Origin of the sequence: Maricaulis sp. (assembly GCF_048270095.1) — a bacterium.
Classification (GTDB): Bacteria; Pseudomonadota; Alphaproteobacteria; order Caulobacterales; family Maricaulaceae; genus Maricaulis.
The window spans coordinates 17,666-43,788 of sequence record NZ_JBLWTL010000024.1 but is presented as its reverse complement, the minus strand read 5'-3'; the positions used below and the strand labels follow the sequence as shown (position 1 = coordinate 43,788).

Below are 26,123 nucleotides of genomic sequence, written 5' to 3'. Positions count from 1 at the left end.
CCCGCCCCCCGTGGGCCGGCCCAGCGCAGGCCCAGCCCACCATTGGCGACGATTCGACCGATCCCCGCATGGTCGGTGCGGCCACCATCCCCCATCACCAGGGCGGCGGATTCAGTTTCGAGCAATTCGTCAAGTGTGCCGCGGACGGGTTGCGAGAAGGGCGCGATGGCGCTTTCGACATAATGCAGGTCGGAGAGCAGCGGCTGGCCGTCCTCACGTGGCGCGTCGATCAGGCCAATGCGCGGACGGCGCCATTGATCGCCCATCAGGCGGACGGCACCGGCTGAGCCCGGCCCTTCGACACGCAGACTGGCGATCCGGTTGCGCAGATCGAGCGGCAGGCTCAGCTCAGAGCGGGCAATGCCGCGATCGGAGTCGAAGCTCAGATCGGTGCGGGCAATGGCGCGTCCATCATTGCCCAGTGCCGTGATCGCGGCCGTGCGCGGCAGACTGGTCGCGACGCGGCGCAATTCGATCGCCAGGCCCGAGGCGGTCGGTTCCGGCGGCGCCATGGCCAGGGCGGCGCGGCCATTATCGGGCTCGATGATGCGCACATCACCCATGCTTGAGAGGGCGCGGGCCAGCGTGCGGCTGCCCTCACTGTCCATGCCGTCGCTGAGCCAAGTCACAGCCATCGCATCGGCCAGGGCGCCATCACTGCGGGCGGCAGCAACGCGGCTGGCGGCATTGTCCCGGTCGGTGCCCCAGGCCATCGGGCTGGCCGTGGCCAGCAGACGGCGAGCGGCATCGGGACGGTCAAGCCGGAGCGGTGCAGCCGCATCGCCGCTATTGGCGGTAAACAGCAGGGCGGCAAGCCGTCCGTCGCGTTCAGCCTCGTCGAGCAGGCGGACGGCCTCGCGACTTGTGTCCTCCCAGTTCGCGGCGCCGGCCCAGCCATTATCGATCACGATCAATTCGGGGCGGGTTTCGTCGACCACAGCTGGCGGCGTCCAGACCGGGCGGGACAGGCCGAGAATGATCAGGGCCGCGATCAGCAGGCGGAAGAGGATCAGCCACCAGGGGGCATGTTGCGGTGTTTCGGCATCGTCCGGTGCGCCGAACAGGAGGCGCAGGGGCGGGAAGATGGCGCGCCGGGGCGCGGGCGGCGTCGCGCGCAGCAACAGCCATAATATGGGCAGGCTCAGCAGGCCGATCAGGGCCAGTGGTGCGCCGAAGGAGAGGGGGCCGAGCGCAAACATCAGGCGTCCCTTGCCAGGGCTCGGTAGAGCGCCAGCACGGCACTTGTAGCGGTGCGGTCGGTGCGATGGGTGACCAGCGACCAGCCGAACTGGCGCGCCAGGGCAGCCAGCGCCTCGCCATGCTCGGCCCAGCGCTGGCGATAGGTGGAACGCGCTTCTTCAGCGCGGCCAAACAACAGGCCTTCGCCGCCAGCCGGATTTTCAAACCGCGTGCGGCCGGAATAGGGGAAGTCTTCCTCGGCCGGATCGACAATGCGCAACAAGACGCCTTCCGCCTCCATGGCTGAGAAGCGCGACAGGCGCGCGGCCCAGGTTTCGGGCGGATCAAGGAAATCGCTGGCCAGCACGACACGCCCGAAACGGCCTATATTCGGCGCTTCGACGGCGGTCATATCGCCAGGGCCGAGAGCCAGGCGGCGCGATGTACGTTCCAGCCCGAGCGCGCCGGTGCGGGCAATCGCCGATTCGCCGAGCACGGCGACGCGCTCGCCGCCCTGGGTGAGCAGTGCCGCCATGGCGATCTGGCAGACGGCGGCGCGATCGAGCTTGCTGGCATGGTCCCTGGATGAGGAGAAACGCATCGACGCCGAGCCATCGCGCCACAGCCAGACGGTATTGGCGGCTTCCCATTCATTTTGACGCACAAAGAGCTGGTCGCTGCGCGCCGACTGGCGCCAGTCGACGGCGGCGCGCCCGTCTTCGGGGCGGTGATGCCGGTATTGCCAGAAACTCTCGCCGACGCCGGCGCGGCGCCGGCCATGCACACCCTGGGCGACCGTCGCGGCAATGCGCGTCGCTTCGGCCATCAGGGCCGGCAGGGTCGCAGCCGCCGCTTCGCCCTGGTGGCGAAGCTGGACGACGCGCGTTTCTGATTGGCGATCGACGCCGTCGCTCATGGGATCAGGCCGCCCGCTCGGCGAGGGATTTGATCAGGCCTTCCAGCGTATGTCCGTCGGCCCGTGCCGCAAAGGACAGCGCCATGCGGTGTTTCAGGACCGGTTCGGCCAATGCCGCGACATCCTCGGTCGATGGCGCCAGACGGCCTTGAAGCAGGGCGCGGGCCCGGCAGGCCAGCATCAGGGCCTGACCGGCACGCGGGCCCGGGCCCCAGGACACGCCTGTGCGCACGGCATCGACATCGGTCTCTTCCGGACGTGCCAGGCGCAGCAGGTCGAGAATGGCGTCGAGTACTTTTTCGCCGACCGGCAGGGCGCGAACCAGGGCCTGAAGCTTGATGATCTCGGCAGCGTCGAGGACTTTTACCGCATCGGCGCTCGCGGCACCGGTGGTGGCGAGCAAAACCTGACGTTCGGCGTCGCGGGTCGGATAAGGGATATCGACGCGTAGCAGGAAGCGGTCGAGCTGGGCTTCGGGCAGCGGATAGGTGCCTTCCTGCTCGATCGGGTTCTGGGTCGCCAGCACGTGGAAGGGCTGGGGCAGATCATGACGTTCACCGGCAATGGTGACATGGCCTTCCTGCATCGCTTGCAGCAGGGCCGCCTGGGTCCGCGGGCTGGCGCGGTTGATTTCGTCGGCCATCAGCAGGCGACAGAAGATCGGACCGGGCAGGAAGCGGAAATGGCGTTTGCCATCATCGGATTCCTCAAGGATTTCCGAGCCAAGAATATCGGCGGGCATCAGATCGGGCGTGAACTGGATGCGCTTGGTCTCAAGTCCGGTCGCCACAGCGATAGCCTGGACCAGGCGGGTCTTGGCGAGTCCGGGGGCGCCGACCAGCAGCGCGTGACCGCCTGACAGGATGGCGGCAAGGCAGAGTTCGATCTCGTCCTCGAGGCCGAAAATCACCTGGCCAATTGAGTCGCGAACCTGCTGCAAACGGGCTGTAGCTGCGTCTGCCTGGGCAATTAAGTCTGTACCGGCTTCATTCATCTCGGTCATCGTCCTAAAATCCTTCGCGATACAGATGGTTCATATGCCAATTTGCTCATTGTGAGCATGGCGTCACGCATGAAAGCTGTCCATGGCCTCAACGCCTGAAATACCAGATGCAATGCAGTCCCTGCTGCAAGCGGCGCGCAGTGCCGGCGACGGCCTGCCGCCGGTCGAGCGCTGGCACCCGGAAAATTGCGGCGAAATGGACATGGTCATCAAACGGGATGGCTCTTGGTGGCATGAGGGAAAGCGTATCACTCGCCAACGTCTGTCACGGCTGTTTTCCACAATCTTGCGAAAAGATGACGACGGCGTTCATTATCTTGTGACGCCGGTGGAGAAAATCGCCATCAAGGTCGAGGTCGCGCCCTTTGTAGCCGTGCGAGTCGACGCGACGGGCGAGGGTGAGGCGCAATCACTGATATTCACGACGAATTTCGATGATCTGGCCGAAGCCGGGCCGGATCATCCGATCAATGTCCGCATCGACCCCGTCACCGGCGAACCGACGCCACTTGTGCGGATTCGCGGGGGCCTCGATGCCTTGATGACGCGGCCGGTCTTTTACGAACTGGCGGAACTGGCGGTTGAGCATGACGGCGTGACCGGGGTGTGGAGCGGCGGCGCCTTCTTTGCGCTGGAGCAGGCCGATGCCAGCGATTAAGGGCTTGCTCGATCTGATGCGTCAGCGGCTCGATCCGGTCGACGGTGACAGCGGTCCCGGGTTTCGCGGTGATGGCGACCTCAACGGGCTACCCTCGCCGAGTGGTCGCAAATTGCGCCCGGCAGCGGTGTTGGCACCGCTGATCCTGCATGACGGACCACCGCGCCTGCTCTTCACCGAACGCGCCAGCCATTTGCTCAAGCATCCCGGGCAGATCAGCTTTCCCGGCGGCAGTCTCGACCCTGGCGATACGGGCCCGGCGCAGGCAGCCTTACGCGAGGTCGAGGAAGAGATCGGGATCGGCGCCGACCATGTCGAACTCGTGGGCCGTTTTGAATCCTATGAGACCGGCACCGGTTTTCAGATCACGCCCTTTGTCGGTGTGCTCCGGCCGGGATATGAGCTCAAACCCGATCCCGGCGAAGTGGCCAGCGTGTTCGAGGCGCCGTTCGATTTCCTGATGGATCCGCTCAATCATCAGCAGCGTTCGGGGGTCTGGCAGGGGCAGGAGCGGCATTTCTATGCCATGCCCTGGGAAGATCGCTATATATGGGGTGTCACGGCGGGTCTGTTGAAATCGCTGCACGACAAGCTGTATGGGTAAATCATGATCCGCATCACAATTATCGAAATCGCCTCGTTTTTACTGCCCTTCCTGATCTTCTTCATCTGGCGCTGGCAGTCTAATTCCGACCACCCGATCGAGGCGACGCCCACGCTGAGACTGGCGGCGATCGGTGCCGGGCTGTCCATCCTGATGATGATTGCGCTGGTCTTGCTTGAATCCGGCCGGGGCGGGCATGAAGGCGAGCTCTACGTGCCCTCCCGCATGGTCGATGGCCGCGTTGTTCCGGGCTATTTCGTGCCTGTGGAAGAGGCGGAGGCGACAGGTCCCGACGAGGGTGACGCCACAGATCCGCAATGAAGCCGGCCCGGCACTCTGGCTCCCGGCTTGATCCGGCAGAGCAGGGCTGGATGCGCGATCCGGCAACGCAGGCCGTCATGGCGGCCCTTGAGGCTGCGCAACCAGCAGGCTCGCGCTTCGTCGGCGGCTGTGTCCGCAATGCCTTGCTCGGCAAGCCGGTCGCCGATGTCGATATCGCGACCCGGCTCCTGCCGGAACAGGTGATCGCTGCGGCCCGGGCCGCGGGCCTCAAGCCGGTGCCAACCGGCATTCGTCATGGCACGATTTCGGTCATTTCCGGCGGCCGTCCCTTTGAGGTCACGACGCTGCGCCGCGATGTCGAGACCGATGGCCGCCGCGCTGTGGTCGCCTTCACCCAGGACTGGAGCGAGGATGCCAGGCGTCGCGACTTCCGGCTCAATGCGCTCTATGCCGATTTTGACGGCATAATTCATGACCCGACTGGCGGGCTGGCTGATCTAGAACCGTGCCGCTTTGTGTTTGTCGGTTCGGCCGAGGACCGCATCCGGGAGGACTATTTGCGCACCCTGCGCCTGTTCCGCTTCGAGGCCTGGTATGGCTCCGGATCGCCTGACATGGAAGGCCTTGCCGCCGCCCGTCGGTTGAAGGCCGGGCTCCACACCCTGTCCGCGGAACGCGTCTGGTCGGAGCTGAAAAAACTGCTCCTGGCACCCGATCCCGGACCGGCCGTGGCCCTGATGGCTGAACATGAAATCCTGTCAGAAATTCTGGGAGTGAACGGATCCTTAAGAATCCTTGTAGGTATTATAAACCAAGATATCTCTGCCGGTCTGGAACCTGACCCGCTTTTGCGGTTTGTGGCTCTCATTGGCGGTGGGCCCGAAAGGATCAAAATCATGGCAGCCAAACTCAAAATGTCGAATGCCGAGAGCCGGCGCCTGCAAGGCGCGGTCGACCCGTCGCTGTGCGGCGAAGTCGAAGCAGCCTTCACCGACATGGCCGCAGCGGAACGCGCGATCATGTCGCTCGGCGCGCGGGCGTTCGAAGATCAGGTGCGTCTGTCCGCAGCCGGCGATGTGGCGCCTCCGCCGCGTGACTGGACCCTGCTCGCCAAATTCGCCCGCGAATGGCAACAACCTGATTTCCCCGTCAGTGGCGGCGATCTCATCCTGCTCGGCTATGAGCCCGGCCCGATGCTCGGCGATGCGATGGATGCGCTCAAGGCGCACTGGATTGCGCAGCGCTTCGAGCCGACCAAGGAAGAATTGATCGCGCGCCTGAAGCACTAGGCTTCGCGCATCGATCCTTGAATGAATGAAAAAGCCCCGGTCCTCGACCGGGGCTTTTTCCTGCGTGCCCCCTAGACCTCGACACCGAGATAGAGCGCGGTGAAGCCGATTGAATCGACCAGGGCGTGGGCGGCGATCAGGGGCCAGAGATTGCGCCTGTAGAGCAGATAGAGCGTGCCGATCGCAAAGCCGATGGCGGCAATCGTGACCAGACCGCGCAGGCCCTGATAGTAGAAATGCACCGCGCCAAACATCAGCGCCGGCAGGATTACCATCAGCACTGGCCGCAGGGCGGAGGCGGGGAGTATCCCCTCGATGCGGCGCATCAGATAACCGCGGAAAAAGACTTCCTCGCCAAAACCACCACTGACGATGCCCAGCCCCAGCCACATCAGATAGCGCGGCAGATTGCCGGTGGTTCCGGCAAAACGGTCCTCGACGCCGGATGGCGTGGCGTCCATGTCCCACAGCCCCATCGCGTCACCCGACAGGCCCACCACAGCCCCGGCGCCCATGATCGCCACCATGCCCAGCAGGACCTGGGGCAGGAACCAGAGTTTTGCTTTCAGCCCGGGCAATCCGCGAAGGCCGAAATCGGACCAGGTTTCAGAACGCAGGCGGGCCATGAGGGCGATGAAGGCGATGGTGCAGGCCATCGACATCGGGCCGGAAAAACGCCAGGCGATCGGGTCGAAGGCGAGCTTCGTCAAGATCAGGCAGGCAATCGCCGCGCCCAGTTCGAGGATCAGATAGCGCGGCTTGTGGGGGGCGTAGACAGACATAGGGGAACCGTTGGACCTTGGGGTTGAAACGGCCGCTGGATTGCGGGCCGCCCCTCTTTTCCTACGGGCCGTGATTTCAATCTTGAACGATTGTGCGGCCGATACTGCTGCCTTGTGTGACGCTGCGTTTCCAGCGCGCCGGGCTCAGCCCGTGGGCGGCCTTGAAATGGCGCGTCATATGGCTCTGATCATTGAAACCGCAGGCCAGCGCGGTCTGGGCCATGCATTCGCCGCGATGGATGTGGTCGCGGGCGGCATCGAGCCGGCGCATCACCAGATAGCGATAGGGGCTGGTGCCATGCAGACGGCGAAAATCCCGCGAGAGCTGCCAGCGATCCTGACCGGCGACCTGTTCAAGATCATCCATGGAAACGGCTTCATCGAGATGGTCGTGGATATAGCTGCGGGCGCGCTCGGTGGCGCGGGCATCGAGTTCGCTGCCCGGTGGTGTGTGTCCGGCGGCACCATGCAGTGCGATGGCGATGTCGAACAGGGCGTCAGCCGCGTGCAGGGGATCGAGCGGTTCATCGAGATCGGCCAGCACCGCGCTGACCGCCTGTTTCAGGGCGGGATTGTCCGATTGACCGCCTTCGATGAAGGGCAGCGCCTGTGCGGGCAGGATGGCACCGATCGCGCTGGGGCGGATGGTAATGGCCCGGTAGGCAAAGCCGTCGCTCGTGCCGGCATGGCCGTCATGCAATTCGTCCGGATGCAGCACGACCAGCTCGCCCGGCAGGGATTGGCGCGCCGCGCCGCGATAATTGAAACACTGCACGCCGCGCTGCGTCAGGCCGAGCGTGTAGACGTCATGGCGGTGGGGCGAGAAGGCCGTCTGATGGAGGCGGGCCCCGAAACGCGTGATCGCACTCTTGTCCTGTATGCCGGGCATGCCTGGGTCGCCTCAAATCCGTTACCCCCCTATGATGCGCGGGCGGGCAGATTGGATGCAGGCGTGCCGGCGTTTACGGCCATTTGGCCTCGGGCGGCATCGACGACAGGATGGATTTCACATTGCCGCCCGTCTCGAGACCAAATTTGGTGCCACGGTCATACAAGAGGTTGAACTCGGCATAGCGGCCGCGCCGCACCAGTTGCTCTTCGCGCTCATCGGCACTCCAGGGCGTCGTCATCCGGCGCCGCACCAGCTTCGGATAGATGTCGAGGAAAGCCAGGCCGACATCGCGTGTGAAGGCGAAATCGGCATCCCAGTTTCCAGTGTCGTGACGGTCGTAGAAAATGCCGCCAATGCCGCGCGGTTCATTGCGGTGCGGCAGGAAGAAATACTCTTCGCACCATTTCTTGAAACGGGTGTGGAAATCGGATCCGTGTTTGTCACAGGCGCCCTGGCAGGCGGCGTGAAAATCGACGGCGTCTTGATGCTCCTGAGTGCGGTAGCGATCGAGCACCGGGGTCAGATCCATGCCGCCGCCAAACCAGCCCTTTGTGGTGGTGATGAAGCGCGTATTCATGTGCACCGCCGGCACATGTGGATTCCACATATGCGCGATCAGCGAAATGCCCGAGGCCCAAAAACGCGGGTCTTCGCTGGCGCCGGGGATCTGGGCGCGGAATTGTTCGGAAAACTCGCCATGCACCGCCGAGACGTGAACGCCGACCTTCTCGAACAGGCGTCCCTTCATGATCGAGGTGACGCCGCCGCCCTGATCGCTTGAACCATCGCCGCGTGACCAGGCTTCGCGTTCAAAGCGTCCGGGCTTGCCGGGATAGAGATCGCCCGGGGCCTCGTCTTCGAGGCGTTCAAACTCGGCGCAGATCAGGTCGCGCAATTGCTCGAACCAGGCGCGAGCCTTGGCGCGGCGCGTGTCGAGCACTTCGGGGGTGGGGGTGTTTGTCGCTGTCATGGCGCCATCAATACGGCGCTGGCCGCGAAGGGCAAGGTCGCGGGCCATTCGCGGCCCGCGACAACTTGTTGCAATTTAGCCCGCGCGGCGTTGGCCGCCCTGGCTTTGACCGCGATTGCCCGGACGCCCCTGGCGGCGATTGCCACCGGCGGAAACCGTCTGGCCTTGCGGGCGTCGACCCTGACGCTGGCCGCCACCGGGCTTCTTGACCGGTTTTGGAATGTGCAGGGCTGCACCTTCGGCGGTGAGATATTTGCCGATCAGGTTTTCGATCTCGCGCAGCATGGTGCGCTCGTCCGGTTCCACCAGGGCAATGGCAATGCCATCGGTTCCGGCGCGCGCGGTGCGGCCGATCCGGTGGACATAGACCTCGGCCACGGTCGGCATTTCATAATTCACCACATGGGTGATGCCGTCGACATCAATGCCGCGTGCGGCAATATCGGTGGCGACCAGGATATTGACCGAGCCGTCCTTGAAATTGGCGAGGGTTTTCTCGCGCTGGTTCTGGCTCTTGTTTCCGTGGATCGCAGCCGCCTTGAGGCCGTCCTTCTCGAGATTCTGCACCACACGGTCGGCGCCGCGCTTGGTGCGGGTGAAGACGATGGCGAGCTTGACTTCAGGCGCCTTGAGAATATCGCGCAGCGCATTGCGCTTGGCACCGGCTTCCATCAGCAGAACGCTCTGCTGGATGCGCTCGATCGGCTTGGATTGCGGGGCCACGCTGACTTCGGCCGGATTATTGAGGAAATCGCTGGCCAGCTTGCGGATCTGGGCCGGCATGGTGGCCGAGAACAGCATGGTCTGGCGGGCCTTGCGCAGTTTCGACATGATCTGGCGGATCGCCGGCATGAAGCCGAGATCCATCATCTGGTCGGCTTCGTCGAGGATCACCGTCTTGACGCCATCGAGACGCAGCGCGCCGGTCGAGACATGGTCGAGCAGGCGGCCCGGCGTGGCGACGAGGATGTCGACGCCGCCTTCAAGCTTCTTGATCTGCGGGCGCGGCTTCACGCCGCCGACAACCACGCAATGGCTCAGCTTCATGAATTTGGCGTAGTCGCGAATGGAGTCATCGATCTGGGCGGCCAGCTCACGGGTCGGCGCCAGGATCAGGGCGCGGCAGCTGCGCGGGGCCGCGCGCTCATTGGCGTCTGCCAGGCGCGACAGCAAAGGCAGCACGAAGGCGGCCGTCTTGCCGGTGCCGGTCTGGGCGATACCGATCAGGTCGCGCCCTTCGAGCAGGAGCGGAATGGCTTTCGTCTGGATAGGAGTAGGGGTTTCATAACCGGCGGCGGTCACAGCACGCTGGATGGGTTCGGCCAGGCCGAGATCTGCAAATTGGGTCAATTGACACTCATAATAGGGCGCGGCGCACGGAGATGTCCGCACGCACACTGGATAAATTTTAAAAGAAGCTTGCGTAGGTCAGCCGCTCGGCGATGCCTCTGCGATACCGGCCAGCAAGTGACAAATACCCGGGGGCGCTGATGGCGGTCGGAAGCGAAAAAGCAGCCGTCTGCCGGTACTCCCTGCGCGCCATGACTCACCTTGGCGTCTACGCGCGGTGCGCAGGCAGGGAGAGATGCGCACATGTTGCAGTGCAGCGCAAGGGATATTTGATGCGCTATGGGAGGTGTGGGCGGCGAGTTGGCGGGATGGATGGGGGCGCGCTGTGCCGGGCTGCGCCAGCCACCTCCGCCCTGGCAGGCCGGGCCCTCCGCGTCGTGAGCCCGCCCTCTCCGTGAGGAGAGGGTGCCCGTCAGGGCGGGTGAGGCGGGCCTTGCGGACGACTGAGAACGGGCACCGCTTTCGCGCATTTGCCAAACGCTGAAATTGCCCGCCTCATCCGGTCCTGCGGACCACCTTCTCCTCACGGAGAAGGACGTGCGTGACGGTTCGACCGGGACCAAGTACTGTTTTTCCGGTAACAAGAACGCGGCCCCGGCGCTCTCCACCCCATAAATCTCTTGCCAGCAGTGGGCCATCCGGGCTTCAGCGCGTCAAGGCCGCCTTTGGCGCCGCGTCGCGGGTCTACGCCTTGACGCGCTGAAGCCCGGATGGCGGGATCTCGGCATGAGGGTTTTGGTGAGTGTTGGCGCGCCGGGCGCGGGTCGCCTGACCGATTGGCGGTCAAGTAAGTGGCGCCGCGACGCTCTCAACCGGGCAGCGCAGCAGCAAGGGATAAAGCCGCGCGGCCGGGTCATGCTTCTACACGGCGGCGAGTTCACAGGGCTATTTTTCCGGAAACAGACCGGGCATCCAGGTGGATGCCAGGCGGGCAGGGAAGGCCAGTTTGAGATCGGATTTGTGGGTCTGTGACGTCAGAACGCCCAGCTTGGTCAGTGTACCAGCAACGCGCCGGGCGCTCCGGTCAGACATGCCGAGTATATCCCCCAACTCCCCGCGCGGAAGCGCGCCGCGATAGAGCACGGCCTCCATCAGACGGCCGGCTTTGGTCGGAAGGCGGCCCAGATCGGCATCATGCTTCGTCCACAGCAGGATGCGCTCGCGAAGGGCTGCGGGCTGCATCAGGCTTGCCATGAAATCGACCTGATCCAGACAGGTTTCCAGAAAGAAGCGGGTGAAAGAGACGAGCGCCTCTTCGCTGAGCGTGCCACGTCCATCCATATCGTTGCGGCGATTTGTGTCGCACGATGCGAGGTGGCTCTTGTAATCATCGACCTTGCGGGCGAGGCCGCGTGCGATTGACCACAGGCCACCGGTGTCGAGCGAACGCAGCAGCATCGCATGAGACATCAGCCGGGCGACACGGCCATTCCCATCGGCAAACGGGTGTATCCACAGCAAGCGGTGATGAGCGCTGGCCGCCCCGATAATGGCGCTTGCTTTTCCGAGCCTGCCATAGGCTTGGTCAAAGCGGGTCATGAAACGTGGGATCGCGCCGGGGCTGACCGGTACATGCGCCCCGACCTGCACAAACCCCGAGCGATATTCGCCGGGGATGACGCGCACCTTTTCCCTGGAGTCGGGATTTTCAACCCAAAGCAGGCTATCTGGCAGCAAATCGCAAAAGCGGCGATGGATCTCGCGCAGGAATGCGGGCTCGGTTTCAATGCCTTGAATACCGCCGGCATCGATCCAGGACTGTACGGCGATATGCGCTCTGGCTTCGAGCTGAAGGTCGCGTTGCCCGGAATCAGCGCTATAGTCTTCCTGCAGCGCGCGTTCGATATCGATGGGATGAGTTGCGTGTCCCTCGATCAAATTGCTGTAATAGCAATTCATCGAGCGTACGAGTGCGGCCAGGGCGATGACGGTTTCTTTTGGCAGGCTGCTCTTGAAAGCTGCTGACCGGGTCGCAAGCTCCAGCGCGAGGTCGTTCAAGGCCCCGCGATGCCGCGAAGACTCCGAGATCAACAGCGGTTCCATAAGGCCAATCGATTCTTTATGATCTTCAAATGCCACTTTTTTGTCCGGTTTTCTGGCCGGTTTTCTGGCCAGTTCATTTTTTCCGATATTTCAATAATAACATAGAGTTTCATAATTTGGATGAATTTTTCCGCCCGCCATAATGGCGGGTTCTTTGTCCGGTTTATTTAAAGTTTTCGTGTCGAAGTTTTCGAATTAAGAGTTGCGGAAAAAACGACAGTAGATGGTGATAGCGAGAACGGGTGACACGCAATTTGTCCGTCTAGCGCCCCGGCGCCCACCACCCCATAAATCTCTTGCCAGCAGTGGGCCATCCGGGCTTCAGCGCGTCGCGGGTCTACGCCTTGACGCGCTGAAGCCCGGATGGCGGTGTCGCGGCATGAGGTTTTTGGTCAGGGCTGGCGCGCCGGGGCACCGGATTTGAAGGTGCGGGCGGCAAGTCGACTTCTGCATTATAAGTTGCAGTCTGGAGGGTTTCCCGTTCCATTGCGCCTCAAATCGAAAACTTGGGGGGAAGTCATGGATTGGTCTTCAGTAATTCTCGCCGCGATCGGCGGCGGCGTCGGGGCTGGCTTGGGCGGTCTGCTGCTCGCCATCCTTTGGCCGCGCAAGACGCCGGCAAACGGTGCGGGCCGGAAACTGGACCTTCGCGGCATTGTTTTGATCATACTGGTGGTTTTGGGAAGCCGACTTGGACAGCCGCTATTGGACCCCATAATCGGCCCGGCCGTGCGCGATTGGGTCGGCACGGATTTCGAGGGCGAAATCGTGGAGATGATGGCGAGCGAGCCCTTCTTTCAGGTATTGCAGGAAAAAGCGCCGGAACGTGCCGATGCCTGGCGTATCGCCGTCGCGGAGGCCTATCGTGCGGGCGGGGAGGCTGAGGCAGCGCGTGTGGCGCGTGCAGAGGGCGAAGTGATCGGAGCCTGGATGGTTGCCGAGTTTTCTCCGCGCGCGACTGACGAGGCTTTGCTGGGGTTCTATGCGGCATTGTCAGCGGTGACGCGCGGGACGCTGATGGACCATCCACGCGAATGTTATGGTTTCTACCTTCCCAACCAGTTCCCGGGAAGTCCGTCGAGCCCGGACTTGGAAACGATGGGTATCGATGCGATGGAGATTGGCCGCCACATGATCGCGTTGGCCCAAACGGCCTCTGATGAACCCGTTGAGGTAAATGCTGCCGCTGCCGCTGCCGCTCAGGAGGCCGCTGTCATGGCAGCCTCAGAGGTGATGGGGGCGGACAATCTGATCCTGCTCGGCGGGAGACTGCCGGAGACCGATGCGGAATATCGCCTGGTCTGCCAAGGCATGCTCGCTTTCTTCGAGCACATCCAGGCGTCCGATGATCCAGCCAACACATTTCGGGTGATGGCCGCGGGCGGCTAACGCATCTGCCGGCTCGCCTCCGCCAGGGCAATCGCTGCGGTCACCGTCACATTGAGCGAACGCATCCCCTCGCGAATCGGAATTCGCACCCGCTCATCCGCTGATTCGTGGATTTTTTCGGGGACGCCGGCGCTTTCGCGGCCGAAAAGCAGGCGGTCATCTGCAGAAAAATTGAAGTCCCAGATCTCACCCGCGCCGGCGGTTGTGAACAGGACGAGGCGGCCTTGTGCAGCTTCTGCACTGTTTTGGTAGGCCGTCCAGGAGGCGTGGCGGGTGGGTGATATTGCCGCACCATAATCCATCGCGGCGGTGCGAATTTTCTTGTCTGTTAAGGGGAATGCGCAGGGTTCGACAATGTCCATGCCCGCACCGAAACAGGCGGCGACGCGCATCGCCGCCCCAAGATTTTGCGGAATATCAGGTTGAAAAAAAACGATCCGCATTTTAAGCCGCGCTTGAGGCCGATGGTCGATTTCAGTGTGCGGCATTGCGCCACGCTCTGGTCAGCCAATCGGGCATTAGGTTATACGGCGTCAAACCGCGCTTGCGCGAAGACGTCAAGTTATCTGGGGCAGGGGGACGCATTCGCGTGACCCCGTTTAAGAAAAGAGAAGAGGTCGGCTCGTGACGGAACAGAACGGCGCGCTCGGTGAACATGGTCAGGAACCATCTCGCCGCGACTTCATCTACATCGCGGCGACAGGCGCTGCCGCGATTGGCGGCGGCCTGGCGATCTGGCCTTTCATCGATCAGATGAATCCGGCGGCGGACACGCTGGCTCTCGGTTCAATCCGGGTTGATGTGTCGACCGTCACCGATGGAACAGAGATCACGGTGATGTGGCGCGGCGGGCCGGTCTTTATCCGCCACCGCACCCAGGCGATGATTGACGAGGCCCGCGCTGTGCCGCTTGGTGACCTGCCGGACGATAATTCGCGCAATCTCAATGCCGGGATGGAAGATCTCTCGGGTGCCGACGAGAACCGCGTGCTGCGCCCCGAATATCTGATCGTCAAAGGCAATTGCACCCATCTGGGCTGTGTCCCGCTGGGGATTGGTGCCGATACCGGCGATTATGATGGCTGGTACTGCCCATGCCATGGCTCGCACTATGACGCCTCGGCACGCATTCGCCGCGGGCCGGCTCCGGAGAACCTGCCGGTTCCCGATTATTACTTTGAATCGGAAACGACCGTGAAAATCGGTCTGTCGCCTGACGAAGCTGCACAATCTGGGTGGGTTGCATCATGAGCGGTCCTTCGACCTACGAGCCGAAAACCGGTTTCACGCGCTGGATGGATGCGCGACTTCCAATCATCCGTATGGGCTATGACAGTTTTGTCGATTTCCCGACGCCGCGGAATTTGAACTATTGGTGGACGTTCGGCGGGATCCTCGCGATCTTCCTCGTCATCCAGATCATTTCCGGCATCGTGCTGGCCATGCATTATGTGCCGCATGAGAGCATGGCGTTCGAAAGCCTCGAGCGTATCCGCCGCGACGTGAAATTCGGCTGGCTGATCCAGTCCATGCACGCCAATGGCGCCAGCTTCTTCTTCGTCGCGGTCTATATCCACATGTTCCGCGGCCTGTATTACGGCTCCTACAAGGCACCACGCGAAATCCTCTGGATTCTCGGCGTCGTCATTTACCTCCTGATGATGGCAACCGGTTTCATGGGCTATGTGCTGCCCTGGGGCCAGATGTCCTATTGGGGCGCGATGGTGATCACCAATCTGATCGGCGCGCTGCCCTTCATCGGTGATGCGATCCGCGAGTGGCTGTGGGGTGGTTTCTCCGTCGGCCAGGCCACGCTGAGCCGCTTCTTCTCGCTGCACTATCTGCTGCCCTTCGTGATTGCCGCGGTCGTTGCGCTGCACATCTGGGCGCTGCATGTTCCGGGCAATGGCAATCCGGTCGGCATCGAGCCGAAGAGCAAGAAAGACACGCTGCCCTTCCACCCGTTCTACACGGTGAAGGACGGCTTCGCGATCATCGTCTATCTGATTGTCTTCGCGGCTTTCGTCTTCTTCCTGCCGAATGTTCTGGGCCATGCCGACAACTTCATCCCGGCTGACCCGCTTTCGACGCCGGCTCACATCGTTCCCGAATGGTATTACCTGCCCTTCTACGCGATCCTGCGGGCCATCACCTTCGACATCGGTCCGATTGACGCCAAGCTTGGCGGCGTGATCGCCATGTTCGGTGCGATCCTGATCCTCTTCGTCCTGCCATGGCTGGACACGTCGAAGGTCCGTTCCATGCGTTTCCGTCCGGTGACGCGGGTGTTCTTCATCCTCTTCGTTCTGGCCTGTCTCGGCCTGGGCTGGTGCGGTGCGAAAAACCCTGACGATCTCGTTTTCGCGATCGGTCATGATGCCGAAGGCGTGGCGACGGGGTTGAAATTCGTCTGGTTCGCGCAATTGCTGACCTTCTATTATTTCGCCTACTTCCTCATCATTCTGCCGGTGATGGGACTGATCGAGAAGCCGCTGGACCGTCCTGCTTCAATTGAAGCGGCTGTTCTCGGCACGGCCAAGGCATAGGGGAGCGATGACCATGAAGATGACCCGCATTTTCGTCGCTGCCCTGGCAGCTCTCGGCCTCTCCGGTCTCGCCTGGGCGGCAAGCTCCGGCCAGCGTGCTCCGGAACAGCATGAATGGCACAATGCCGGCCCGTTCGGCACGTTTGACCGTGAAGCGGTCCAGCGTGGCCTGCAGATCTATCAGGAAGTCTGTGCCAGCTGTCACTCGCTGGACCTGATCAAATTCCGCAATCTCGGCGAGGCCGGTGGCCCGCTCGAGAGCGCTGAATTCCCGAACGCGAATGATAATCCGATCGTGATGCAGATCGCGGCTGGCTATCTGATTGAAGATGGCCCGGACGATGCCGGTGACATGTTTGAACGCCCCGGCTTGCCGAGCGATGCCTTCCCGTCACCTTTCGCCAATCCGCAGCAGGCTCGCGGCTCCAATGGTGGCGCGCTGCCACCGGACCTGTCGCTGATCGTCAAGGCCCGCGGCGACGGCGCCAATTATGTGCGCTCCCTGCTGCTTGGCTATGACGAGGAAGTGCCCGAGGATGTGCATCTGGCCGCTGGCCAGCACTACAATCCCTATTTCCCGGGCGGGTTGCTGGCGATGGCGTCGCCGCTCTCGGAAGGCATTGTGACCTATGCCGACGGCACTGAAGCGACGATGGAACAAATGTCGGAAGACATCGTCACCTTCCTCACCTGGGCCAGCGATCCGCACATGGAAATGCGCAAGCAGATGGGCGTGATGGTGTTGCTCTACCTCTTCATCTTCGCGATCCTCGTCTACATCGCCTACCGCCAGATCTGGGCGAATGTGAAGCATTGATCGCGCAATACGCGGTATGAATTGGGGCTGCGGACATGCGTTCGCAGCCCTTTTTCGTGTCCTGGCAGGGGAGGCCATCCGATGAACCAATGGACACTCGGCATTATCGGCGGTTCCGGCCTCTATGAACTCGAGGGCCTGGCCCATGTCCGGCGCGAGCGCGTCGAGACCCCTTGGGGCGAGCCTTCCGACGCGCTGACCTTTGGCGAGCTGCATGGCGTGCCGCTGGTCTTCCTGCCGCGCCACGGCCATGGCCACCGCCTGCCACCCTCCGACATTCCCTATCGCGCCAATATCGCGGCTCTGAAACAGGCCGGTTGCAGCGACATCCTGTCGATCTCGGCCTGCGGCTCGCTGCGCGAAGACTTGCCGCCGGGCCATTTCGTGATCGTCGACCAGTATGTCGATCGCACTGAGGGCCGGGAGAGGAGCTTTTTCGGTCCCGGCTGTGTCGCACACGTGCCAATGGCCAAACCGGTCTGTAGCCGCCTCTCACGGCTTGCGGCCGAGGCCGGGACGGCGGCGGGCATCGCGCTGACGCCGCGCGGCACCTATCTGGCGATGGAAGGGCCGCAATTCTCCACCCGCGCCGAGAGCGAGCTCTATCGGCAATGGGGCATGGATGTGATCGGCATGACGAATATACCCGAGGCCCGCCTCGCCCGCGAAGCCGAGCTGCCCTATGCCTCGATCGCCATGGTCACCGACTATGATTGCTGGCGCGACGACAGCCACAGTGTCGATGTCGCCCTCGTGCTCGACGTGATGCGCGACAACACGGTCAAGGCGAAGCGTCTGCTCGACCGGCTGACCGCCGCGCTCTCCGGACAGGCGAGATCGCCTGGCCCGGACGGGATCGAGACCGTGCTCGACACCTCCATCATCACCCCGCCCGCTGCGCGCGATCCGGAAGTGGTCGGACGCCTGGCGGTGATCGCCGGGCGGGCGCTCGTCTGAGCTCGACGCCATTTCTATCCGCGTGGACAGCCGGCGCCTGAGCCCCTAACGTGAAGCCATGTCGATGCTGCGCGCCCTATCGCTGCTCACTTTGTGTCTGCTCCCGGCCGCCGCCCATGCGGCTGACCAGGTCGGTCTGAGCGCGCTGGACGATGAGGCTTACCTCAATTCGCGCAATGGCGTGGTCCAGCTCATCTGCGAGAATGAGGCGACGGGGCAAGTCTATCTCAGCCGCGCCGTTGTGCTCGATATTCCTGGCCTTGCCGGAGATTTCGACATTCTCCTCGCGGCGCGCCATGCGGTGATGGACCGGAACGAGGAGCGCATTTGTCATGTCCGCGGCGAACCGCTTCGGCGCGGACAGATTTCGGAAATCGAGACCTCCGACCCCGCGGCGAACGAGTTCGGGGAATTCAGCCAGGACTGGGCAATTATTCGCACAAGTGGTCGTTTGGACGCGTCGATTTCACGCTTGCGCGCCGTGGCCTATGGCGGGCGCGAGCAGGGTCAGCTTTCAATGTTGCGCGCGGCGATGCAGGGCGAGCCGTGCCAGATTACACCGGCACCGGACCAGATCGTCGAACCGACCCTGATCTTTCACGATTGTTACGCGCGCCCGGGCCTCTCGGGGTCACCCCTGCTGGCCCAGATTGATGGCGAGGCTTTCGTAATCGGGGTTCAGCTGGGCGAGTATGTGATGTTCAATGAAGGGGGGCGGCAATACAGCGTCGGCCGGCGCCTCGACGATGATTTCTTGCAGGCTCTGATCGATTTTGTCGCCCAGGAAGCCGGGCCCTGAAGCCAACAAGCCTTTTCCCCGGCCGGGTGCTCGTCCATAAAGGCGGCTGTTGTGTTCGGGAGTTTTTGATGTTGGTTTTTGTGATGGCCCTGCTGGTCCAGGGTGATGTGCCAAGCCTTGGTGCGCCCAATCCGCGCCCGGCGTTCGAATGCGCTGAGCATGTCACCGATGCGCGCGCGCGCCGGTCCTGCCTCAATGCGCTGGCCAGCGCAGCCGCGGGCGACCTGCAGACCGCCCATGAAGCGGCTCGCGAGGAGGCGCGCGAATCCGATCTCGACTCCGGTGGCCTGTTCAACGCAGAAGCCAGTCTCGACGAGGCCCAGGTCAGCTGGCTCCAGTATCGCGATGCGGAGTGCAGCCGGCGCGGTTCGCTGATGTTCATCAGTGAGCAATCGCGTGAGGAAATCGTCCTGGATTGCCAGATCAGCCTGGATCGGGCACGGGCCGCGGAATTGCTGGAACACTGAAATGAGCCGTCCGGTCCTGCACATCGGCAACAAGCAATTGTCCAGCTGGTCCCTGCGGCCCTGGCTGGCTCTGCGCAAGGCCGGGATTGCGTTTGACGAGCACATCATCCCGCTCGACCGGCCGCAATCGCGCGCGGCGCTGGACGCGGTCTCACCGGGTGGCACTGTGCCGGTACTCGAGACCGGCGGCGTGGCGATCTGGGATTCGCTGGCGATCTGTGAATGGGTGGCCGAACGCGATCCGTCGCTGTGGCCGTCCGATCCGGGCGTGCGCGGTCAGGCCCGTTCGGTCACGGCGGCGATGCATAGCGGTTTCTCTGCCCTGCGCCATGCCTGCCCGATGGATCTGTGCCGGCCACCGGCGCCGATCGCGCTCGATGATGCAGTCCGCAAGGATGTCGCGGCGATCCAGGCCCTTTGGGCTGCGGTCAAGAGCGGCGACGGGCCCTTCCTGTTTGGGCGCTGGAGCCTTGCCGACGCCTTCTACACGCCGGTTGCGGCCCGCTTCCACCACTTCGCCATCAGGCTGGATGCCCCGTCGCAAGCCTATTGCGATGCGCTTCTGGCCGATGAAGACTATCGCCGCTGGTTCGACGCGGCGCAGCGTGAAGATCTGTTGCCGCCTGGCCATACACACGCCTGATCCTTGAGGAGAACCGACTTGATCGATCTCAAAGCCGCCATTCGCACCATTCCGGATTTTCCCAAGCCGGGTGTCATGTTCCGCGACGTGACGACATTGATCGGCGACCCGCGCGCTTTCCGCATCGCGATCGACCAGATGGTCCAACCCTGGGCCGGCGCCAAGATCGACCAGGTCGCCGGGACCGAGGCGCGCGGCTTCATCCTGGGCGGCGCCGTGGCGCATCAGCTATCGGTGGGCTTCGTGCCGGTCCGCAAGAAGGGCAAACTGCCCTGGCGGACCCTGGCGGAGGAATACGCGCTGGAATATGGCACTGATACGATCGAGATCCATAGCGACGCCGTGCGCGAGGGTGATCGTGTCCTGCTGGTCGACGATCTGATCGCGACCGGCGGCACGGCGGAGGCCTCGATCAAACTTCTGCAGCGCGCCGGTGCCACGGTCGTGGGGGCCACCTTCATCATCGATCTGCCCGATCTGGGCGGGGCCAGGCGTATCGAGGATCTGGGCGTGCCGGTTTCGGCGTTGGTGAGCTATGAGGGGCATTGAGCGAGGGGCGATGGATTTTCCCGACAATGCGGGCAGGTCTCTGTTCCTGAGCGCCGTTTACAGACGCGCGGGCTCGCCAATATCGCTGTTCGCTTCAACGTAGATTTTGAAGTTGTTCAAGATCGCCTGCCAGCCATCGCGCTGTATGTCGATGGAGTTTTCGGCCTCCGCGTCAAATGTCGTCGTGATCCGTGTCGCTTTGCCCTCGGGCACGAAAACCGTTCGCACCGACCGGCCATCGGTCAGGACCATTCCGAGTGCGCTCGGTTCGGTGACCTCATTATAAACGGCTTCGAGATCAAAGCCGAAACTCCCGTCCCTGGCTTCCATTCTGGCCCTGTAGTGCCCGCCAATGGTCAGATCGTTTGCCGCATTCGGACAACACCATTCGTCGGAGGCGAAATTCCATTGCGTGATGTGATCCGGCTGTGTCCAGCATTGCCAAGCCTTGTCGATCGGCGTTGCGACAAGTGCGTCAATCATGATGGTCTGTCGTTTCATTGATGAGCCTTTCCGGCGCGTGGGTGTGAGGGTGGGATCGGGTAATCATCCGGCACCTGACCCACGCCACCCCATAAACCTCTTGTCTTCGAGTGGGCCATCCGGGGCTCAGCGCGTCAAGGCCGACTACAGCGCCGCTTCACGGGCGAGCGCCCCGACGCGCCGAGCCCCGTATGGCGGAACGCCAGCATGAGGTTTCGGGGCAGAGCCTGCCCTGCTCGGCGTGGGTCAACAGGGGATCTGACGCTGACACCTGTCCCGTGAGGCAGCGGGCGGCGCTGACCGGGCTGGGCTCCTGGGCTGCGAGTCCATCCCGGGGGGCATATTCGAGATCCAGGTCCCTCACGCCGGGAGGCACGCCACTTATCCCCGCCGCTGCTGACGCGGCTACACTTCCCCCGGTTTCGCTCTTTGACATCGTCGTTTTCCGGGAATTCCCCATCGCCGCGCTGCAGCTTTATCCGGTGACAGGATGGGCCTCTGCGTGACAGTCGATGGCAGGCCCTGATTGCGCCGCGACGCCCCGTGGCCCCCAGCGCCGGGCGTGTGTCGCCGCCGCATGCCAGTCCCGTAAGCTATTGTACCCAGACGGTATTGCGCAGTTTGCTCCATCCTTGGTCGCGCCCGGAACAAGCCAGATGCGGACCGTCGCCGGGCCCGGGTGACAGAGTGACAGACTGTCAGGCAAGCCTCAAACCGTGACAGCCTGTCCACGGTCCCCAACCAGAATTCGCTTCCTCCCCGTCGGCACAGCCTGCTAGCCTTTGCACAATTCAAACGGGGGAGAACCAGCATGTTTATCGGTCACTACGCGCCAGCCTTCCTTGGCAAGCGCATCGCCAAAACCGTCCCGCTCTGGGTATTGTTCGCGGCCGTGCAGCTGGTCGATATCGCCTGGGGTGCCTTCATTGCGACGGGCATAGAGCATGTCCGCATCATCGAGGGTTTCACCGCTTCCAATTCCCTCGATCTCTACGACATGCCCTGGACCCATAGCCTGGTCATGGCGCTGGTCTGGTCGCTGGGTGCCGGCTGGCTCTGGAGCCTGATCGCTCGCAAGGACAAGAAGCTGGGCGGCATCGTCGTCGGCGCCGCGGTCTTCTCCCACTGGCTGACCGATCTGATCGTGCACGTGCCCGACCTGCTGCTCTATCCCGGCTCGGACATCAAATTCGGTTTCGGGCTGTGGAATAATTTCCCGATCGCGATGGGCCTCGAATTGACGATCTTCCTCGGCTCAATGGCGATCTATCTGACGGGGACGCGGGCAAAGGGCATGGCCGGACGGATCTGGCCGCTGGTGGCAACCGCCCTGATGCTGGGCCTCTTCTATCTGGGCATGACCAACCCGCCGCCAGAGGATCTCGTCCTGGCCGGATCCTCCGCAGTGGTGATGTATCTGCTGATCTGCGCGATTGCGGCGGGCTTCGATCTGACGCGCGAAGCGAAATAGCAAAGGGCCGTCCCGGCAGTTTGCCGGAACGGCCCCTTTTCATACGGTGAAGGCTCTAGCGGTTGGTGATCAATTCGCGGATATCCGCAGAGAAATCGACCAGTGAAGGCTGGTGGATATACATCATGTGACCGGCTTCATAATATTTGAAATGGACCCGGTCCTGATCGAAGCCGGGCTGGTTGAACATCAACTCGGCAGCGAAGAATGGTGTCGCCAGATCGTAATGCCCCTGGGCCACCAGAACCTGCAGGTCAGAATTCTGGCGCATCGCGCGGGCAATCCAGGGCGCGACATTGATATAATTATTGCCGCCCGACTGGCCAGCATCCCAGTTCCAGCCGCGAACCCCGCCGATCGAGGAATAATACTCGGTGATATCAACGCCGAGTGTGCGGGTGAAATAGTCCAGCATGGATGCGGTATAGCTGCCATCAATGCCGTAGAAGCTGGGGTCCTGTTCCGGGCTGTCGCCGACGCCATCGACTTCATGCCCCGTATAGCGGCTGTCGAGACGTCCGACGGACAGGCCCTGATCGCGCAGCAATTCGCGCTGGAAGCGGCGTAGCGAGACGCGCAGATTGGCGCGCTCTAGGAAGCTTTCCGACAGGCCGGTAAACCGCGAAAGCTCGCTCACGACGCGGGCCTTGCGCTCGGCCGGCAGGGTGATGCCATGCATCAGGGCCGGCATATATTCTTCGATGGCAAAGGTGCGGGCGGCAGCGAGGAAGCTGTCGATATCATTGCCCCAGGCCGAACGGTCAACGCGGCCGTGATACCAGGCCGTGGCAGCAAAGCCGGGCATGAGGCCAACATAGCCGACATCATTGCCATCCGACGTATCGTCGAAGCGGAAATCGAGCACGGTGGAAATCAGCGCAACGCCGTTGATCGAGACATCGGTGAAGCCGCCTTCGAGCTGGTTGAGCAGGGCACCGATGCGCAAGGTGCCATAGCTTTCGCCGAGCAGGAATTTCGGTGAGTTCCAGCGCTGGTGTTCGCTGAGCCACATGCGCATGAAGGTGGCGAGGCTTTCGGCGTCTTCATTGACGCCCCAAAATTCGCTGCCCTCATGATCGCCGAGTGGACGGCTCCAGCCGGTTCCGACCGGATCGACGAAGACCAGATCGGCAACGTCCAGAATTGAATAGAGATTTTCGACAACATCATAAGGTGCCGCGCCATCATCCTGGACGTCGGGGAGGACCAAGCGTTGCGGTCCGAACACGCCCATGTGCAGCCAGAGACTGGCCGAGCCAGGCCCGCCATTGAAGACGAATGCGACCGGGCGGGTGCGCGGATCGGTTGTGCCATCAGCGATATAGGCGGTCGAGAAGATCGAGGCGGTCGGATTGCCATCATCGTCCAGCAGGTAGGTTTCGCCGGCGGTCGCGGTATATCGCACACGCTGGCCGTTGGCCGTCACCTGGCCCCGCGTTTCATAGCTGCGAGCCTCCGGTATGTTTGCCGTATCCTGGCCGTAGGCCGGAACGGACAGGCAGGCCAGACTCAATGCGGCGGCCAGGACTTTGATCATTGCATTTCCCCTTGTGGATTGAGCGCAGTCTAGGCCGCGCGGGCATGGAGAGAAAGTTACGGTTTGGTTGGCTGTGATCTAGCGCGGTTTTTCCACCAGCAGGGTCTTGGGCCGGCGTTCGCGGGCCGTCTTGAACAGCTGGAAGCTCTGATTGACGAAATTCGTCACATCCGTGAGCGAAGCGATGAAGCTGAGCAGTTCCGGCGTGCGTTCCGCTTCCACCAGTCGCACGGGTGCCGACGGATCGGGCGTTTCGAAGCGGACGTAGAAGAGCGGCTCGCCGCGCTTCAGGATCAGGTCCTTGGACAGGTCATGCCATTCAAACGCCCACATGTGCTGGCGCGGCCAGACATCGATCGGGAAACGGCCACACAGCATCACGCCGGGGCGCTGGGCTGGCATGTAGTGCAGGAAGGGCGGGAACTGGTTCACATTGACCGGATCGTCGGAGACGAAGACGAAAGGGGTCGCGATCTGCAGCATCGGCCGGCTCGGATGGCGCCATTCATTCTGCGGCGCCAGGGCGAGGATCTGCTGGAGCCCGGCCGGGCGCGTCGAGGCCATCGGACCGTCGACATTGGTCAGGGTCAATTGACCCTGGGCGTTGGGCTGCATGCGCAGGTGCAGGTCGATCGGGCAATTGATCGCGAAATGACGCCGGTCGAATTCAATGGCGGCCGGGCAGACGGTCGCCGATTTCGAGGTCGTCGGCTTGGGAACGTCGAAGCTGACCGCTTGCGGGGCGTCCCAGATCAGGCTCGCCTTCTCTTCCTTGAACAGCCAGCCGATCTTGTAACGGCGCCGGGTGTTGAATTCGGCATCCTGCTGCATTTGCCGGTAGAGTTTCACGAACATCCAGCTTCACCCCTTCTGAAACAGGCGGTCAGCCTAGGGCAAGCCCGCGCGCGAATCGACCGCCGATTCAGCTCATCCGGGCCGCGTCGCGAGATGGAATTGCGCGCCCGTCCGCGCTATAGCCCGGCCATGAATTATCGTCACGCCTTCCACGCCGGAAATTTCGCCGATGTCGTCAAGCACGCCATCCTCGCGCTTTGCCTCGAGCATCTCGGGTCCAAGGACAAACCCTATCGGGTGATCGATACCCATGCCGGGATCGGGGCCTATGACCTGACCTCCGACGAAGCGGCCCGCAGCCCCGAATGGGTTGACGGCATTGGCCGCATCCTCGGGGCCGACATGCCGGACGATGTCGCGGCGGCGCTCAAGCCCTATCTCGACCTGCTGGCACAGATGAATCCCGGCGCGCTGACCGAATATCCCGGCTCGCCGGAAATCTCCACCCGTATTGCCCGGCCGATCGACCGCATGCAGTTGTGCGAATTGCACGAGGCCGATGCGCGCACGCTGGAGCGCCGCTATGCCCGCGATGGCCGCGTCAAGGTCGAGCATCGCGATGGCTACAAGGCCCTGACGGGTCTGGTGCCGCCGAAGGAAAAGCGCGGCCTGGTGCTGATCGACCCACCCTTCGAGGATCGCGACGAGCTGGCCCATATGGCCGAGGCCGTGATGCCGGCGCTGAAGAAATGGCCCACCGGGACCTATGTCTTCTGGCGCTCTCTGAAAAACCTCTGGGCCGCCGACCGGTTTGACAATGGCCTCACCGAATGGCTGATCACCGAACAGGGTTTCGAGCCGGAGAAAATCCTGCGCGCCGATCTGTGGATCCGCGATCTGGCCAGCGAAGGCAAGCTCGCCGGGGCCGGTGTGATGATCATCAATCCGCCCTGGCAGCTGGAGGAAAAACTCCTCGCCCTCCTGCCCTGGCTGGCGGAAACCCTGGCCCAGGGCGATGGTTATGGCTGGCGCCTCGATGGCGGTCTGACCGAAGAAGACGTCGAGGAAGTCGAGGACTAGCTCACGCGCTTTCCAGCGGAATTTCAGGGCTGCAGCCGCCGCTGCGTACCTCTTGCCGCCGGACGGCTAGGTCAACAGGCAGCGCATGAAGCGCCAGTCGTGATGCAGTGCTTCCGGCACCTCGGCTCCGGGATAGGGTGGAATGTCGACAAACCCTGCCGCTTCATAGAGGCGGTGAGCGGAGGTCATGAACGGGCCCGTGTCCAGCACCAGCTCCCGGTATCCGAACTCGCGCGCGTCTTGCACCAGCCGATCCAGTATCGCCGCACCCGCGCCGCCGCCCCGCGCAGCCTCGGATACATAGATCCGTTTGATCTCGCCGACGCCTTCGCTCACCTGGCGCAGCCCCCCCATGCCGATTGCGGTATTGCCGTCGCGCACAAGGTAGAAGACGCCCGCTGGCGGCGTGCCCTCACAAAGCTTGTCCAGCGCGCCGTCGACATAGACCGGGATTGTCGCGCCCAACAACGCCGCCAGCGATAGCGAGAATCGCTCTTGCACGCCCGCCGCAACCCAGTTGAGATACGCGATATTGAAACGCGCCAGCACCTCACGGTCGCGGACCAGATCGACCCCCTCGAACTGCAAGTTCATAAGCTCTCCCCCAGGCTCCCGCCGCGCC

General features: G+C 62.8%; 28 protein-coding genes. 15 read left to right on the top strand and 13 right to left on the bottom strand.

The annotated features are described in order from the left end of the window. The 3 genes from ACN0YJ_RS12370 to ACN0YJ_RS12360 form a co-directional block, all read right to left on the bottom strand. On the bottom strand, positions 1 to 1,199 hold a 1,199-nt coding region (locus ACN0YJ_RS12370), incomplete at its 3' end, for a BatA domain-containing protein (protein WP_417496378.1). Further along, positions 1,199 to 2,095: a DUF58 domain-containing protein gene (locus ACN0YJ_RS12365; protein ID WP_417489679.1), complete on the bottom strand. Its 897-nt coding sequence runs from the start codon at positions 2,093 to 2,095 to the stop codon at positions 1,199 to 1,201. The genes ACN0YJ_RS12370 and ACN0YJ_RS12365, both read right to left, overlap by 1 nt. 4 nt (positions 2,096 to 2,099) lie before the next feature. After that, positions 2,100 to 3,098 carry an AAA family ATPase gene (locus ACN0YJ_RS12360; RefSeq protein WP_417477575.1) on the bottom strand — a complete coding sequence of 333 codons (999 nt, stop codon included), beginning with the start codon at positions 3,096 to 3,098 and terminating at the stop codon, positions 2,100 to 2,102. 112 nt (positions 3,099 to 3,210) lie between these two features. Between ACN0YJ_RS12360 and ACN0YJ_RS12355 the strand changes: the two genes are divergently transcribed. The 4 genes from ACN0YJ_RS12355 to ACN0YJ_RS12340 are packed head-to-tail and all read left to right on the top strand — an operon-like array spanning position 3,211 to position 5,931. Continuing rightward, positions 3,211 to 3,756, top strand: a complete 546-nt coding sequence (locus ACN0YJ_RS12355; protein ID WP_417496377.1) for a DUF1285 domain-containing protein — start codon at positions 3,211 to 3,213, stop codon at positions 3,754 to 3,756. Then, on the top strand, positions 3,743 to 4,360 hold the full coding sequence (locus tag ACN0YJ_RS12350; protein WP_417477573.1) for an NUDIX hydrolase: 618 nt from the start codon (positions 3,743 to 3,745) through the stop codon (positions 4,358 to 4,360). The genes ACN0YJ_RS12355 and ACN0YJ_RS12350 overlap by 14 nt, the downstream gene beginning before the upstream one ends. 3 nt (positions 4,361 to 4,363) lie before the next feature. After that, complete coding sequence (locus ACN0YJ_RS12345; protein ID WP_417477572.1) at positions 4,364 to 4,681, top strand: DUF6111 family protein; 318 nt, start codon at positions 4,364 to 4,366, stop codon at positions 4,679 to 4,681. Positions 4,682 to 4,731: 50 nt separating this feature from the next. After that, positions 4,732 to 5,931: a CCA tRNA nucleotidyltransferase gene (locus tag ACN0YJ_RS12340; RefSeq protein WP_417496376.1), complete on the top strand. Its 1,200-nt coding sequence runs from the start codon at positions 4,732 to 4,734 to the stop codon at positions 5,929 to 5,931. Positions 5,932 to 6,002: 71 nt separating this feature from the next. Here the strand turns inward: ACN0YJ_RS12340 and ACN0YJ_RS12335 are convergent, their stop codons facing one another. The 5 genes from ACN0YJ_RS12335 to ACN0YJ_RS12315 all read right to left on the bottom strand — a co-directional run bounded on the left by ACN0YJ_RS12335 (position 6,003) and on the right by ACN0YJ_RS12315 (position 11,968). After that, positions 6,003 to 6,713 (bottom strand): CPBP family intramembrane glutamic endopeptidase, encoded by a 711-nt coding sequence (locus tag ACN0YJ_RS12335; protein WP_417496375.1) that lies wholly within the window; start codon positions 6,711 to 6,713, stop codon positions 6,003 to 6,005. Between the two features lie 76 nt (positions 6,714 to 6,789). Next, positions 6,790 to 7,602, bottom strand: coding sequence for an AraC family transcriptional regulator (locus ACN0YJ_RS12330; RefSeq protein WP_417496374.1), 813 nt, complete (start codon positions 7,600 to 7,602; stop codon positions 6,790 to 6,792). A 73-nt stretch (positions 7,603 to 7,675) separates the two neighbouring features. Continuing rightward, the gene (gene hemF, locus ACN0YJ_RS12325; protein ID WP_417496379.1) at positions 7,676 to 8,575 is read right to left on the bottom strand and encodes an oxygen-dependent coproporphyrinogen oxidase; all 900 of its coding nucleotides are present in this window, start codon (positions 8,573 to 8,575) and stop codon (positions 7,676 to 7,678) included. Between the two features lie 75 nt (positions 8,576 to 8,650). After that, complete coding sequence (locus ACN0YJ_RS12320) at positions 8,651 to 9,925, bottom strand: DEAD/DEAH box helicase (RefSeq protein ID WP_417489673.1); 1,275 nt, start codon at positions 9,923 to 9,925, stop codon at positions 8,651 to 8,653. 885 nt (positions 9,926 to 10,810) lie between these two features. After that, positions 10,811 to 11,968, bottom strand: coding sequence for a Fic family protein (locus ACN0YJ_RS12315; RefSeq protein WP_417496373.1), 1,158 nt, complete (start codon positions 11,966 to 11,968; stop codon positions 10,811 to 10,813). A 363-nt stretch (positions 11,969 to 12,331) separates the two neighbouring features. On the opposite strand from ACN0YJ_RS12315, the gene ACN0YJ_RS12310 reads away from it, so the two are divergent. Beyond that, positions 12,332 to 13,357, top strand: coding sequence for a hypothetical protein (locus tag ACN0YJ_RS12310; RefSeq protein ID WP_417489671.1), 1,026 nt, complete (start codon positions 12,332 to 12,334; stop codon positions 13,355 to 13,357). Here the strand turns inward: ACN0YJ_RS12310 and ACN0YJ_RS12305 are convergent. After that, entirely contained in the window at positions 13,354 to 13,845 is a 492-nt protein-coding gene (locus ACN0YJ_RS12305) for a tRNA (cytidine(34)-2'-O)-methyltransferase (RefSeq protein ID WP_417489670.1), read from the bottom strand. The genes ACN0YJ_RS12310 and ACN0YJ_RS12305 overlap by 4 nt on opposite strands. 136 nt (positions 13,846 to 13,981) lie before the next feature. On the opposite strand from ACN0YJ_RS12305, the gene petA reads away from it, so the two are divergent. From petA to ACN0YJ_RS12265, 8 genes are all read left to right on the top strand, one after another. Next, complete coding sequence (gene petA / locus ACN0YJ_RS12300; RefSeq protein ID WP_417477565.1) at positions 13,982 to 14,608, top strand: ubiquinol-cytochrome c reductase iron-sulfur subunit; 627 nt, start codon at positions 13,982 to 13,984, stop codon at positions 14,606 to 14,608. After that, on the top strand, positions 14,605 to 15,903 hold the full coding sequence (locus ACN0YJ_RS12295) for a cytochrome b (RefSeq protein ID WP_417496372.1): 1,299 nt from the start codon (positions 14,605 to 14,607) through the stop codon (positions 15,901 to 15,903). The genes petA and ACN0YJ_RS12295 overlap by 4 nt, the downstream gene beginning before the upstream one ends. Before the next feature lie 13 nt (positions 15,904 to 15,916). Next, positions 15,917 to 16,720 (top strand): cytochrome c1, encoded by an 804-nt coding sequence (locus ACN0YJ_RS12290; RefSeq protein WP_417477563.1) that lies wholly within the window; start codon positions 15,917 to 15,919, stop codon positions 16,718 to 16,720. A gap of 81 nt (positions 16,721 to 16,801) precedes the next feature. Then, on the top strand, positions 16,802 to 17,677 hold the full coding sequence (locus tag ACN0YJ_RS12285; RefSeq protein WP_417496371.1) for an S-methyl-5'-thioadenosine phosphorylase: 876 nt from the start codon (positions 16,802 to 16,804) through the stop codon (positions 17,675 to 17,677). Positions 17,678 to 17,741: 64 nt separating this feature from the next. Beyond that, positions 17,742 to 18,476: a trypsin-like serine peptidase gene (locus tag ACN0YJ_RS12280; RefSeq protein WP_417496370.1), complete on the top strand. Its 735-nt coding sequence runs from the start codon at positions 17,742 to 17,744 to the stop codon at positions 18,474 to 18,476. Positions 18,477 to 18,544: 68 nt separating this feature from the next. Beyond that, positions 18,545 to 18,943: a lysozyme inhibitor LprI family protein gene (locus ACN0YJ_RS12275; RefSeq protein WP_417496369.1), complete on the top strand. Its 399-nt coding sequence runs from the start codon at positions 18,545 to 18,547 to the stop codon at positions 18,941 to 18,943. Position 18,944: 1 nt separating this feature from the next. Continuing rightward, a complete protein-coding gene (locus tag ACN0YJ_RS12270; RefSeq protein ID WP_417496368.1) occupies positions 18,945 to 19,586 on the top strand; it encodes a glutathione S-transferase family protein in 642 nt (213 codons plus the stop codon). 21 nt (positions 19,587 to 19,607) lie between these two features. Further along, on the top strand, positions 19,608 to 20,135 hold the full coding sequence (locus tag ACN0YJ_RS12265; RefSeq protein ID WP_417489690.1) for an adenine phosphoribosyltransferase: 528 nt from the start codon (positions 19,608 to 19,610) through the stop codon (positions 20,133 to 20,135). Between the two features lie 57 nt (positions 20,136 to 20,192). Here ACN0YJ_RS12265 and ACN0YJ_RS12260 read toward each other — a convergent pair whose 3' ends face one another. Beyond that, the gene (locus tag ACN0YJ_RS12260; protein WP_417496367.1) at positions 20,193 to 20,636 is read right to left on the bottom strand and encodes an SRPBCC domain-containing protein; all 444 of its coding nucleotides are present in this window, start codon (positions 20,634 to 20,636) and stop codon (positions 20,193 to 20,195) included. Between the two features lie 793 nt (positions 20,637 to 21,429). On the opposite strand from ACN0YJ_RS12260, the gene ACN0YJ_RS12255 reads away from it, so the two are divergent. Beyond that, on the top strand, positions 21,430 to 22,089 hold the full coding sequence (locus tag ACN0YJ_RS12255; protein WP_417496366.1) for a hypothetical protein: 660 nt from the start codon (positions 21,430 to 21,432) through the stop codon (positions 22,087 to 22,089). A gap of 55 nt (positions 22,090 to 22,144) precedes the next feature. On the opposite strand, the gene ACN0YJ_RS12250 is transcribed toward ACN0YJ_RS12255, so the two are convergent. After that, positions 22,145 to 23,626, bottom strand: a complete 1,482-nt coding sequence (locus ACN0YJ_RS12250) for a S10 family peptidase (protein ID WP_417496365.1) — start codon at positions 23,624 to 23,626, stop codon at positions 22,145 to 22,147. Positions 23,627 to 23,704: 78 nt separating this feature from the next. Then, entirely contained in the window at positions 23,705 to 24,481 is a 777-nt protein-coding gene (locus ACN0YJ_RS12245) for a hypothetical protein (RefSeq protein ID WP_417496363.1), read from the bottom strand. Positions 24,482 to 24,574: 93 nt separating this feature from the next. Here ACN0YJ_RS12245 and ACN0YJ_RS12240 point away from each other — a divergent pair, with 93 nt between their 5' ends. Next, positions 24,575 to 25,501 carry a 23S rRNA (adenine(2030)-N(6))-methyltransferase RlmJ gene (locus ACN0YJ_RS12240; RefSeq protein ID WP_417477554.1) on the top strand — a complete coding sequence of 309 codons (927 nt, stop codon included), beginning with the start codon at positions 24,575 to 24,577 and terminating at the stop codon, positions 25,499 to 25,501. A 66-nt stretch (positions 25,502 to 25,567) separates the two neighbouring features. Here the strand turns inward: ACN0YJ_RS12240 and ACN0YJ_RS12235 are convergent, their stop codons facing one another. Further along, a complete protein-coding gene (locus ACN0YJ_RS12235; RefSeq protein WP_417496362.1) occupies positions 25,568 to 26,095 on the bottom strand; it encodes a GNAT family N-acetyltransferase in 528 nt (175 codons plus the stop codon). Between the last annotated feature and the right edge of the window lie 28 nt (positions 26,096 to 26,123).